At 67.4% G+C, this 12766-nt stretch carries 9 protein-coding genes; 4 read left to right on the top strand and 5 right to left on the bottom strand.

Features of this window, described 5'->3' with window-relative positions:
• The first annotated feature begins 18 nt into the window (after positions 1 to 18).
• From ACQY9P_RS16995 to ACQY9P_RS16980, 4 genes are all read left to right on the top strand, one after another.
• Positions 19 to 1779 carry a PHA/PHB synthase family protein gene (locus tag ACQY9P_RS16995; RefSeq protein WP_421738036.1) on the top strand — a complete coding sequence of 587 codons (1761 nt, stop codon included), beginning with the start codon at positions 19 to 21 and terminating at the stop codon, positions 1777 to 1779.
• A gap of 3 nt (positions 1780 to 1782) precedes the next feature.
• Positions 1783 to 3201 (top strand): bifunctional enoyl-CoA hydratase/phosphate acetyltransferase, encoded by a 1419-nt coding sequence (locus ACQY9P_RS16990; RefSeq protein WP_421738037.1) that lies wholly within the window; start codon positions 1783 to 1785, stop codon positions 3199 to 3201.
• Position 3202: 1 nt separating this feature from the next.
• Entirely contained in the window at positions 3203 to 4405 is a 1203-nt protein-coding gene (locus tag ACQY9P_RS16985; RefSeq protein ID WP_421738038.1) for an acetate/propionate family kinase, read from the top strand.
• A 132-nt stretch (positions 4406 to 4537) separates the two neighbouring features.
• Positions 4538 to 5725 carry a thiolase family protein gene (locus ACQY9P_RS16980; RefSeq protein ID WP_428150558.1) on the top strand — a complete coding sequence of 396 codons (1188 nt, stop codon included), beginning with the start codon at positions 4538 to 4540 and terminating at the stop codon, positions 5723 to 5725.
• Between the two features lie 53 nt (positions 5726 to 5778).
• Here the strand turns inward: ACQY9P_RS16980 and ACQY9P_RS16975 are convergent, their stop codons facing one another.
• The 5 genes from ACQY9P_RS16975 to ACQY9P_RS16955 form a co-directional block, all read right to left on the bottom strand.
• Positions 5779 to 6219, bottom strand: a complete 441-nt coding sequence (locus tag ACQY9P_RS16975) for a hypothetical protein (RefSeq protein WP_421738039.1) — start codon at positions 6217 to 6219, stop codon at positions 5779 to 5781.
• Positions 6220 to 6316: 97 nt separating this feature from the next.
• Positions 6317 to 7438 (bottom strand): ABC transporter permease, encoded by a 1122-nt coding sequence (locus ACQY9P_RS16970; RefSeq protein WP_421738040.1) that lies wholly within the window; start codon positions 7436 to 7438, stop codon positions 6317 to 6319.
• A gap of 1 nt (position 7439) precedes the next feature.
• Positions 7440 to 10220 (bottom strand): ribosome-associated ATPase/putative transporter RbbA, encoded by a 2781-nt coding sequence (gene rbbA / locus ACQY9P_RS16965; protein WP_421738041.1) that lies wholly within the window; start codon positions 10218 to 10220, stop codon positions 7440 to 7442.
• Positions 10217 to 11287, bottom strand: a complete 1071-nt coding sequence (locus ACQY9P_RS16960; protein ID WP_421738042.1) for an HlyD family secretion protein — start codon at positions 11285 to 11287, stop codon at positions 10217 to 10219. The genes rbbA and ACQY9P_RS16960 overlap by 4 nt, the downstream gene beginning before the upstream one ends.
• Positions 11284 to 12753 carry an efflux transporter outer membrane subunit gene (locus tag ACQY9P_RS16955; RefSeq protein ID WP_421738043.1) on the bottom strand — a complete coding sequence of 490 codons (1470 nt, stop codon included), beginning with the start codon at positions 12751 to 12753 and terminating at the stop codon, positions 11284 to 11286. The genes ACQY9P_RS16960 and ACQY9P_RS16955 overlap by 4 nt, the downstream gene beginning before the upstream one ends.
• Positions 12754 to 12766: the final 13 nt, after the last annotated feature.

The following is a 12766-nucleotide window of genomic DNA, read 5'->3' as shown; positions in this document are numbered from 1 at the left end:
CCGATCAGGAGTTTGGCCATGACCGCCGCCCTCGCCCCCCTGCCGCCCCCAGACCCCCTCGACGGTATCGCCGAGATGCTCGACCGGGCCGCCACGGCGACCCTGGCCCAAACGTTCCACGGCCTTTCGCCAGCGACGATGATGCAGTCCTTCTCGGATTGGGCGGTGCATCTGGCGCTAGCGCCGGGCAAGCAGATGCAACTGGCGGCCAAGGCTGGGCGCAAGTACGCGCGCCTTGGCGACTATGCGCTGCGGTCCGCAAGCGAACCGACCGCCACGCCCGCGATCGCCCCCCTGCCCCAGGATCACCGGTTCGACGATCCCGCCTGGAATCAGGCTCCGTTCAACCTCCTGGCTCAGGGCTTTCTGCTAAACCAGCAATGGTGGCATGCCGCGACCACCGGCGTGGCGGGCGTCAGCCGCCACCATCAGGACGTCGTCCAGTTCACGACCCGGCAAATCCTGGATGTCTTCGCCCCGACCAACAACCCCCTCACCAATCCCGTACTGCAGAAGCGGATCATCGAGTCTGGAGGCCAATGCCTGGTCGAAGGCGGCAAGCACCTGCTCGAAGACATGCAGCGGATGGTTCGGGGGGAGCCTCCTGTAGGGACCGAAGCCTTCGGCGTCGGCGAGGCGCTGGCGACGACGCCCGGCAAGGTCGTCTATCGCAACGACCTGATCGAACTGATCCAATACGAGCCCAGCACCAAGCTGGTGAGGCCCCAGCCGGTGCTGATCACGCCGGCCTGGATCATGAAGTACTACATCCTCGACCTGCGGCCGGAGAACTCGCTGGTCCGCTGGTTGCTGGGCCAAGGCTATACGGTGTTCATGATCTCGTGGCGCAATCCCGGAAGCGAGGATCGCAACCTCGACATGGAGGCCTATCGCCGCCTGGGACCGATGGCGGCGCTCGACGCCGTCTGCGCCATCACCGGGGCAAGCGCCGTTCACGGCGTCGGTTATTGCCTTGGCGGCACCCTGCTGTCGATCGCGGCGGCGGCGATGGCGCGCGACGGCGATGAGCGCCTGGCTAGCCTGACCCTGCTGGCCGCCCAGACCGAATTTAGCGAACCGGGCGAGCTTGGCCTGTTCATCGACGAGGCCCAGCTCAATTTGCTCGAGAACATGATGTGGACCCGGGGCTATCTGGACAGTTCACAGATGGGCGGCGCCTTCCAGATCCTGCGCTCCAACGACCTGCTCTGGTCTCGGGTGCTGAGCACCTATCTGATGGGCGAGCGCGAGCCGATGTCGGATCTGATGGCCTGGAACGCCGATGGCACGCGCATGCCCTACGCCATGCACAGCCAGTATCTGCGCCATCTGTTCCTGGAGGACGACCTGGCCGAGGGCCATTACAAGGTCGGTGGCCGAAGCATCTCGCTATCGGCCTTGCGCGGGCCGATGTTCGTGGTTGGCACCGAGCGTGATCACGTCGCCCCCTGGCGGTCGGTCCACAAGATTCACGGTCTGTGCGGCGCCGAGATCTGCTTCGCGCTGACCAGCGGCGGACACAATGCTGGGATCGTCTCCGAGCCGGGCCACGCACACCGTTCGTACCGGTTGCTGACCCGCGAAGCCGGCGGGGCGGCCCTTGATCCGGAGGAATGGGCCGCCCGGGCGCCGCTTCAGGAGGGTTCGTGGTGGACCGCCTGGGGCACGTGGCTGGATGAACATTCCAGCGCCCTGGTCTCGCCCCCGCCAATGGGCGCGGCGGACAAGGGCTACGCCCCGCTGGAGAACGCTCCGGGCCAGTACGTCCTGGAACACTGACCCATGAGCGCTTCGGACATCATCGAGAACCGCACCTTCGACGAGATCGCCGTCGGTGACACTGCCAGCGTCGTGAGAACCTTCGCCGACCGGGACATCCAGTTGTTCGCCCTGATGTCCGGCGACGTCAATCCGGCCCATCTCGACCCCGCCTACGCCGCGACCGACATGTTCCACCGCGTGATCGCCCATGGACTGTGGGGCGGCGGCTTGATCTCGGCGGTGCTGGGCACCGAACTTCCCGGCCCCGGCGCGATCTATCTCAGCCAAAGCCTGAAGTTCGTGCATCCCGTCGGCCTGGGCGACACCATCACCGCGACGGTGACGGTGGTCGAAAAACTGGCGGAGCATCATCGCGTCAGGCTCGACTGTCGTTGCACCAATCAGAATGGCCAGGACGTCATCACGGGCCAGGCTGAGGTGGTCGCTCCGACGGAGAAGGTGCGCCGTCCCCGCGTCGTTCTGCCCGATGTCCAGCTTTCCGATCACGACGCCTATCGCCAATTGATGGCGCTGACGACGGGACACCAGCCCGTGCCCACCGCCATCGCCCATCCCTGCAGCGCCGCGGCGATCACCGCCGCCGTGGAGGCGGCGGAGGCTGGACTCATCGCGCCGATCCTGGTGGGTCCGGAGGCCAAGATCCGATCGGCCGCCGAGGCGGCCGGCAAGGACATCACGGCCTATCGCATCGTCGCGGCGCCGCACAGCCACGCGGCGGCGGCCCAGGCGGTGGCGCTGGTGCGCTCGGGCGAGGCCCAACTGCTGATGAAGGGATCGCTGCACACCGATGAACTGATGGGCGCGGTCGTCCCGTCAGCGACCGGCCTGCGAACCGAGCGACGCATCAGCCATGCCTATGTGATGGACGTCCCGGGCCACCCGACGCTGCTGATCATCACCGACGCGGCGATCAACATCGAGCCCACTCTGGAGGACAAGGCCGATATCATCCGCAACGCGATCGACCTGGCCCATGTCATCGGCATCGAGCAGCCCAAGGTCGCGATCCTCTCGGCGGTGGAAACGGTGACCCCGACCATCCGCTCGACCCTGGATGCGGCGGCGCTGTGCAAGATGGCCGACCGGGGGCAGATCACCGGCGGCCTGCTGGACGGCCCGCTGGCCTTCGACAACGCCATCAGCGAGGCGGCGGCCAAGGAAAAGGGGATCGTCTCCCCGGTCGCCGGGCGGGCGGAAATCCTTGTCGTTCCCAACCTCGAGGCCGGCAACATGCTGGCCAAGCAACTGACCTTTCTGGGCGGCGCTGACGCGGCGGGGGTCGTGCTCGGCGCACGCGTGCCGATCATCCTCACCAGCCGCGCCGACAGCCTGCGCACACGCCTGGCCTCCTGCGCGGTCGCCGTGCTGATGGCTCGGGCCGCGACCAAGGCGGCGCCGGGCCTGACGGCGGGCGCCTGACATGAGCCGCGCCATCGTCAGCCTCAATGCCGGCTCGTCGAGCATCAAGTTCGCCCTGTTCGTCCTGACAGGCGATGGCCCAAGCCGCGTGGCGGCCGGCAAGCTGGAGGGCATCGGCACGGCGCCCCATCTGGCAGCCCGCGATCTGAACGGCGACGTCCTGGTCGATCGCACCTGGGACGGTGGCGCGGACCTCGATCATGAGGCCCTGCTGCAGGATCTCTTCGCCTGGGCCGGCGCCCACCTGGAAGGCCGCGAGATCGTCGGGCTGGGACACCGGGTCGTGCATGGCGGCGGACGGTTTACCGCTCCCGTGCGGGTCGATGATCAGGTCCTGACCGCACTGGACGCCTTCCGCTCCCTGGCGCCGCTGCACCAGCCGCACAACCTGGCCGCCATCCGCGCCATCCAGACCCTGGCGCCGGACCTGCCGCAGGTGGCCTGCTTCGACACCGCCTTTCACCATCAGACGCCCGAGATCGCCACGCGGTTCGCCCTGCCCCGCGCGCTGCATGACGAGGGAGTGCGCCGCTACGGCTTCCACGGCCTGTCCTACGACTATATCGCCCGCGCGCTTGGCCATATCGATCCGGACCTTGCCCGCGGCCGGGTGATCATGGCCCATCTGGGCAGTGGCGCGAGCCTGTGCGCGATGCGGAACGGCGAAAGCCTGGACACCACGATGGGCTTCACCGCGCTGGATGGTCTGGTGATGGGCACGCGCTGCGGCGCGATCGACCCGGGCGTAGTGCTGCATCTGCTCTCGCAAAAGGGCATGAGCGTCGCCGAGGTCGAACGGCTGCTCTACACCCAGAGTGGTCTGCTGGGCGTTTCCGGCGTTTCGAGCGACATGCGCACGCTTCACCAGAGCCAGGATCCGCGCGCCGCCGAAGCCATCGACCTCTTCGCCTGGCGCGTGGCGCGGGAAGTCGGCGGCCTGATCTCCTCGCTGGCCGGACTCGACGGCTTGGTGTTTACGGCCGGCATCGGCGAGAACGATCCGGCCATCCGCGCGCTGATCTGCCAGCGGCTGGCCTGGGCGGGGATCGTGATCGAGCCCGCCGCTAACCAAGCCAACGCCCCGCTGATCAGCACACCGGCCAGCAAGGTCGCCGTGCGGGTCATTGCAACCGACGAGGAGCGCATGATCGCCCTCCAGACGATCAGCACCTTGGGTTTGAACGCGCAAGGCCGAGCGCCTTAGTCCTCCGATCTCGGCGGCTTGCATCGCCCGGGGTCTGGCTTGGCGATGTGACCTTAAGCTGCGGCGACGGGAGGCCTGCTTGGCGCAAGGAGGAAATTCTAGATCATGACGTCAACAGCAAAGAGGTGAAACGTGGCTAGACGAGAAGTGGTGCTCTGCGATCCTGTCCGGACCGCCATAGGAACCTATAACGGCAGCCTGAAGTCCGTCCCGGCCGTCGAGCTTGGCGCAACGGTTCTGCGCGAAACGCTCAAGCGGTCCAAGCTCGATCCCAACCGCCTGCAGAGCGTGGTCATGGGTAATGTCGTTCAGGCCGGCAACAGGATGAACCCTGCCCGTCAGGCTGCCATACTTGGCGGCGCGCCGGTCGAGGTTCCCGCCATGACGGTCAACCGGGTTTGCGGATCGGGGGCCCAGGCGATCGTTTCCCTGGCGCAAGAGGTCTTGCTTGGCTTGGTCGAAGCGGGCGTCGCAGGCGGCATGGAGAACATGGACGCCGCCCCCTACCTGATGACGAGCGGCCGCTGGGGCTACCGAATGGGAGACGCCCAGATCTACGACGCTATGCTCCATGACGGACTCAACGACGCCTTTTCCAATCAGCATTCGGGGTGGCATACCGAGGATCTGGTCACGAAATATCAAATCAGTCGCGACGACCAGGACCGCTGGGCGGCGGGCTCGCAGCAGCGCTTTTCGCAGGCGCAGGCGGCGGGGAGATTCGATGCTGAGATTGTCGCCGTCGATATCAAGGGCAAAAAGGGGCCCGAGCCGTTTTCGCGCGACGAGCACAATCGCCCCGACACCACGCTTGAGAGCTTGGCCAAGCTAAGGCCCGCCTTCCGGACAGATGGAACCATCACGGCGGGCAACGCGCCCGGCCTCAATACTGGAGCGGCGGCGATGATCGTCGCCGAACGCGCCTTTGCCGAGGCCCACGGCCTAACGCCCATGGCCAGACTGGTCTCCTATGGCGTGGCGGCGGTCGAGCCCGGCCTGTTCGGCATCGGCCCCGTCCCTGCGGTCAGGCAGGCCTTGGCGCGGGCCGGGTGGACGGTCGGCGACATCGAGCGGATCGAGATCAACGAGGCCTTCGCCGCCATCGCGCTCGCGGTCACGCGCGAGCTTGGGCTTGCCGAGGACATCGTCAATGTCGAAGGCGGCGCCATCGCCCATGGCCATCCGATCGGCGCCACCGGGGCGATCCTGACGACGCGCCTGTTGCACGCCATGAAGCGTGACGGGCTAAGGCGCGGCGTCGTCACCCTCTGTATCGGCGGCGGCCAGGGCGTCGCCCTGGCGCTCGAAACGCTCGCCTGAAAATTGGCGCGCCCGTAAAGCCCCCTTGGGCCGTCACGGGCGCGTCCTTGAGCTCAGCGCAGGGCGATGCTCACACCGCCTGCGGCCAGGGCGATCTTCAGGCCCTGGCTCTGGGTGTGGAGCCTGATTTCGACGCCTTTGGCGTTGCGCAGAACGGCTGTCCCGCCGCCCATGGTCACGAACGCTCCGCTCCGGCCGGCGACGGCGTAGAGGCCAGGAAAGTCCTCCACGCGTTTGAGATTGTAGATCTCCGCCTCACCCTCGACGCGATCGGCGCCAGCCTCGATCAGGGTCACGCCGGTGAGCGTGAAGGGCGTGTTGCGGCCCTGAAAGTACAATACACCCCTTCCCCAGCCATAGCCGACACCCAAGGCGACCGAATCCCCCGACAATCGCGCGGTCGCCGAGGGCTGGGCGCGCGGCGCGGCCGCAGCCAGGGTCGCCGGGCCAGCCAACACGACGACGGCCGCCATAGCGATGTTGAAAGGCTTCATCTCATAACTCCAATTGAGGCGCCCCCGGAACCGAGTGACGGCGGAAAAGAGAGGGCGGCGCGCCGATAGCGCCCCGCCTTGATCGCGCCGTCCCAGCCTAGGCCATCGTACCGATCGCCTTGCGAAAGCGGGTCAGGGCCACGACAAAGAACACCGCGCCAATGGTCGCGATGGCCAGGAACTGCGGCCAGACCACCTCCAGACCCGCGCCTCGGTATAGGATGGCCTGGGCGAGCTTGACGAAATGGGTGGTCGGCGCGGCCAGCATGACGGTCTGAACGAATGACGGCATGCTTTCGCGCGGCGTCATGCCGCCCGAAAGCATCTGCAGCGGCAGCAGGACCAGCATCAGCAGCAGCCCAAACTGCGGCATCGAACGGGCGATGGTGCCCATGAAGATGCCGATCGAGGTGGTGGCGAACAGGTGCAGGGCGGCGCCGCACAGAAACAGCGCCACCGAGCCCTCGATCGGCACGCCCAGCACCCCCTCGACCATGATCAGCAACGACAGACCGCAAGCGACCAGCACCACCAGCCCCATCGACCAGACCTTGCTGACCATGATCTCCAGCGGGGTGACCGGCATAACAAGCAGGTGCTCGATCGTGCCGTGCTCGCGCTCGCGGATCAGGGCCGCGCCGGTCAGGATGATCGACAGCATGGTGACATTGTTGATCACCTCCATCACCGAGCCGAACCACGCCTCGGTCAGGGTTGGATTGAAGCGAGCGCGCAGGGCCAGAGTGACGGGCGGCTCGGTCACGCCGCGATGACGCTGGACGAACTCCAGGACCTCCGCGCCGAGGATCTGCTGGATGTAGCCAGCGCCGCTGAACGCTTGGCTCATCCGCGTGGCGTCGACATTGACCTGCACCGTCGGTCGGCGGCCGGCCAGCACGTCGCGCTGAAGATCGGGAGGGATATCGACCGCGAAGGTGTATTCGCCCGCATCCATGCCGCCATCGACCGCGTCCTGACTGACCACGGCCGGCGGCGTGAAATAAGGCGGATAGAACGCGCCGACCATGCGATCGGAGAGCTGGGAATGATCCTCGTCGACGATCGCGATCGGCGCCTTGTGCAAGGACTCGGGGATGCCCGTCGCCGCCATGTAGATGGAGAACGAGAAGGAGAAGACGATCAGGACCAGCATCATCGGATCACGCCCGACGCTGCGCAGTTCCTTGACGCCCAATCTCAGGATGTTGGCCCCGCGCACCCTATTGTTCCTGTTTCTTGAGCAACATGACGCAGGCGGCCAGCAGCAGCGGGAAGGTGACCGCCAGGCTCAGCAGTTCCGGCTGGAGATCGGAAAACCCCAGTCCCTTGGAGAACACGCCGCGGCAGATGGTGACGAAATGACTGGTCGGGAAGACGCGGCCAATGACCGCCCCGGCGCCCTCCAGCGACGAGACCGGATTGATCAGTCCCGAAAACTGCACGGCCGGCAGGATCGTGCCGATGGCGGTGGCGAACAATGCGGCGATCTGGCTGCGCATGAAGATCGAGAACAGCAAGCCGAGCGCCGTCGAGGATAGGACATAGAGCAAGGCCCCCACGGTCATCGCCATGAGATCACCGGTGATCGGCACGCGGAAGGTCGACAGCGACAGCAGGACCAACAGGACGTAGTTCAGCATCGCTAGCGCCACATAGGGCATCTGCTTGCCCAGCAGAAATTCCACCGCCGTAACCGGGGTGACGTAAAAGTTGATGATCGAGCCCAGCTCCTTTTCCCGCACGACGCTCAGCGCCGTCAGTATGGCCGGAAACAGCAGCAGCAACACGGGGATGACCGCGGGCGCGATCGCCACCAGGCTCTTGACGTCGGGATTGTAGCGATAGCGGGTTTCGATGTTGATCAAGCCGGTCGATGGCCGCACCCCAAGCTCTCGAACGGACATGTCGCTCAACCACTGGGCGTGCAGCGCCTGGATGTAGCCCCGCACGGTTTCGGCGCGCTGGGGCATGGCCCCGTCGATCCACACGCCCAGCGCCACAGTGTCGCCCCGGCGCAGATCCCGGGCGAAGCCGGGTGGAATCTCGATCGCCACGCTCAGTTCGCCCGACCGCATCCGCCGATCCAGTTCGCCATAGTCCAAGATCGGCCGTCGCTCGACGAAATAGGGCGAGCCGGCGATGTTGAGCGCGTAGTCCTGGCTCGTGGTCGTCCCGTCGCGGTCCAGCACGGCGAACGGCAGGTCCTTGACGTCCATGCTGATGCCGTAGCCCATGATGAACATCAGGATGACACTGCCCAGCAGGGCCAGAGTCGCCCGGATCGGGTCGCGGCGCAGCTCTAGCGCCTCGCGCCGCGAATAGCTCATCATCCGCCGAGGACTGAAGCCGCCCAGCCAGCCGCGCCGCGGGCGCGACGGCTGAGCGACCGTATCGCTGGGGGGAGACGCAGGCGCGGGCGGCGGGGCGTCGTCCCCCCCGGCCGCCTTCAGATAGCTGATGAAAGCCTCCTCCAGGGACTTGGCGCCCTGCTGCTCAACGATGCGCGCCGGCGCATCGCTGACCAGCACCTTGCCCGCGTGCATCAGCGAGATGCGATCACAGCGCGCCGCCTCGTTCATGAAGTGGGTGGAGATGAAGATCGTCACCCCGTCCCGCCGCGACAGGTCGATCATACTCTGCCAGAACTGGTCGCGGGCGATGGGGTCGACGCCAGAGGTCGGCTCGTCGAGGATCAGGATTTCCGGCTTATGGATCATGGCGACGGCCAGCGAGAGACGCTGGCGCTGGCCCAGGGGCAGAGCGTCCGGTAGCGCGTCCATCAGGTCGGCCAGTCCAAAGCGCTCGACCATCTCGGCCATCCGATCCGGGATGTCTCGCGCCTCCATCCCGAACAGCTGCGCGTGGAGCTCCAGGTTTTGCGCGACGGTCAGTTCCGAATACAGCGAGAAGCCCTGAGACATGTAGCCAACCCGCCGACGGGTCTGGATGTCGCCCGCGTTCACCAGGCGGCCAAACAGATGCGCCTCGCCGGCGGTGGCGGGCAGCAAGCCGGTCAGCATCTTCATCGTGGTGGTCTTGCCGCAGCCGTTCGACCCCAGGAACCCGAAGATCTCGCCGCGCTCGATCTGGAAATCCACCTGGTCGACGGCGGTAAAATCGCCAAACCGCATGGTCAGGCCCTTGGCCTCGATGGCGATGTCGCCCTCGCCCGCATGCAGACGCGGCGGTATGGTCACGGGCTGGGCCCCGCGCCGGCGCTCCTCGGGCAGCAGCGCGATGAAGGTCTGTTCGAGATCGGTCGTGCCGGTGCGTTGATAGAGCGCGTCGGGAGAGCCGGTCGCCAGGACCTTGCCGGCGTCCATGGCGATCAGCCAGTCAAACCGCGCCGCCTCCTCCATATAGGCGGTGGCCACCAGCACGCTCATGCTGGGCCGCGCGGCGCGGATGCGGTCGATGAGATCCCAGAACTGCGACCGCGATAGCGGATCGACCCCCGTCGTCGGCTCATCGAGCAACAGGAAGTCGGGATCGTGGATCAGGGCGCAGCACAGGCCCAGCTTCTGCTTCATGCCGCCGGACAGCTTGCCGGCGGGCCGGTCCCTGAAGGGCGCGAGACCGGTGCTGTCCAGCAGGTCGGTGATCCGGCGCTCACGCTCCGCCCCGTCCTGGCCAAACAGCCGGCCGAAGAAGTCCAGGTTCTCGAAGACCGACAGCGTCGGATAGAGGTTCTTGCCCAGCCCCTGGGGCATGTAGGCGATGCGAGGGCATACCGTCTCGCGGTGTCGACGGTCGGCCATGTCGCCGCCGAGCACCTCCACCGTGCCCGAGGGAATGACCCGCGCGCCAGCGATCAGCGAGAACAGCGTCGACTTGCCCACCCCGTCGGGGCCGATCAGCGCCACCATCCGGCCCGCCGGGATGTCCAGATCGATGTTGTCCAGGGCCTGCGTGCCCCGATAGTCGAGACTGACCCCTGCAAGCCGGACGACCGGAGGCGTCGCGCCGGGTCCAGGAGCGTCCGGGCCGGGTTGGGCCGTCATGGCGTCTTGAGCTCAAGCTTGGCCGGCCAGGGGGTCTTTGGATCGATCCGCACATAGGCCATGCCCGGCAGGCCGGTCTTCACCTGACGGATGTGCCGCCGCAGGAGGTCTGGATCGATCCGCGCCTTGACCCTGAACATCAGCTTCTGCCGCTCGCTCTGGGTCTCCACGGTCTTGGGCGTGAACTGGGCGACGTCGGCGACGAACGACACCTTGGCGGGCACGATATAGTCAGGCGCGGCGTCCAGGATGATCCGCACCTCCGTGCCGAGCCCCACCCGCCCCGCCACGGTCTCTGGGAGGAAGAAGGTCATGTAGACGTCCGACAGGTCGACCAGGTTGAGCACCCGCCCTCCACCGGCCACCACCTCGCCCGGCTGAGCCACTCGGAACTGGACCCGCCCGTCGCGGGGCGCCTTCAGCGCGCTATCGGCGATGTCGGCGTCCAGCCGGCGCAAAGCGGCCAGCACGGCGTCGACGTTCGAGCGCGCGCCGATCACCTGCGAACGGGCCGTGGCGATGGCCGCGTCGACGGCGGCCATCTGAGCCCTGGAGGCCTCGAGCGCCGCCTGCGCGCCCTCGACCCGCGCCTGATCGTCATCCCGTTCCTGCATGGCGGTCGCGCCTTCGCGCGCCAGGGTGTCTGATCGCGCCAGCCGACGGCGCGCCGCGTCCAGTTCGGCCTGGCGTTGTCGGGTCCCCGCGAACGCGGCGGCGCGCTCGCTCTGGCGCTGGATCACCTGGCTGTTGGCGATCTCGATGGCGTTGAGGGCTTGCTGATGCTGCGCCTCGGCCTCGGCGCGCTGGGCTTGCAGCACGTCGGTGTCCATATGGGCGACGATCTGGCCCGCCTTCACATAGGCGCCCTCGTCGACCAGGACGTCGCGGACCCGGCCGGGGGTCTTGGCCGCCACGTCGATCTCGACCGCCTCGATCCGGCCGTTGCCGCTGACAACGCCCTCGGGCAGCGCTGGCGGACGCAACAGTCGCCAGCCGAGGAACGCGACGACGACCACTGCCGCGACGACCCCGCCGCGCACGAGCCATTGTCTGCTTGTGGCCTTCATCGCGCCGGTTCCTTGAGGGTTTGGTGGGGAGGTGGGAAAGAGGCGTCGTCGCCGGCCCCGCCGCCGAGCGCGGCATAGAGCGCAACGCCGCTGGTCAGATAGCCGCGACGCAACTGGACCAGGGCCTGCTCGGTCTCGAACAGGTCGCGCTGGGCGTCCTGCACCTCCAGATAGGTCGAGCGGCCATTGGCGAAGCGCAGATCGGCGAGCCGCGCGCGCTCCTGTAGAGCCGCGAGCATGTCCCGCGCATCGGCGATCCGCGCCGCGAGTTGCCGGCGTTGGACCAGCGCATCGGCGACGTCGCGGAACGCGCCCTGAACGGTCCGTTCGTAGTCCGCCACCGCGATATCGCGTCGCGCCAGGCTCAGATCGAGATTGGCGTCGCGACGACCGCCGTCGAAGATCGGCAGATCCAGGCTGGGCGTGAAGCTCCAGGCCTGACTGCCGCCCTTGAACAGGCCATCCAGCTGCGCGCTGGCGGTCCCACCGGCGGCGGTCAGGGTGATGTTGGGAAAGAACGCCGCGCGGGCCGCGGCGATATTGGCGTTGGCCGCCCGCAGGCGGTGCTCGGCGGCGATGACGTCGGGACGATTGACGAGCAGCTCGGAGGGCAAGCCGGCGGGAAGCGGCAGATCGGGGCCCACCTCGGACAATTGCAGCGGGCCAGAAGCCATCTCCACCGGCCGTCCCACCAGAACGGCGAGGGCGTGTCGGTTGACCGCCTGGTCCTGATCGAGCGCTTCGACCGCCGTTCGCGCCTGGGCCAGCAGCGTCTGGGCCTGGGTCATCTCCAGCTTGGAGCCCGCCCCCACCTCGTAGCGACGGCGCAGGATGCGCAAGGACTCCTCGCGTGAGGCGACCGTGCGGCGGGCCAGGGCGATGCGTTCCTCATATTCCCGTTCCAGCAGATAGCGGCCCGCCACCTGCGCGATCAGGCTCGTCGCCACGGCGTGGCGGGCTTCATCGGTGGCCAGATATTGTTGCAAGGCCGCCTGGCGCGAAGCGCGCAGACGGCCCCAGAAATCGATCTCCCAACCGGCGCTGAGAACCGAACGGTATTCGCCGCCCGTCTGAGCCCGCCCCGTGATCGACAGGTCGGCGGGGGTGCGTCCACGGGTCGATGTCGCCACGCCGTCAAGGCTCGGATAGAGCGCCGCGCTCTCGATGCGAAGGGCGGCGCGCGCCTCGTCCAGCCGAGCCGCCGCGATGCGGACGTCGCGATTATCCGCCAGCGCCGTCTCGATCAGGCCCCGCAATTGCGGATCCTGGAAGAAATCCCGCCAGCCCACCGCCCCGACCGAACCCTTGGCCTCCGGTTGCCCGGAGAAGGTCTGCGGTGTCGGAAGCGGTGGCGGGGCGAAGGACGCCGTCGAGGCGCACCCCGCCAGGATCAGCGACACGGCGACAAGAACCGCGCCGCCGCCCCGGCCCGGAGCGGCGGCGGATACGGATTTGATTTGATCCATGGCGTGTCGCGCC

It is taken from the genome of Caulobacter sp., from assembly GCF_965279145.1.
GTDB lineage: Bacteria > Pseudomonadota > Alphaproteobacteria > Caulobacterales > Caulobacteraceae > Caulobacter.
Note: the sequence above shows the minus strand (reverse complement) of the source record. Positions and strands in the feature narration are given on the sequence as shown.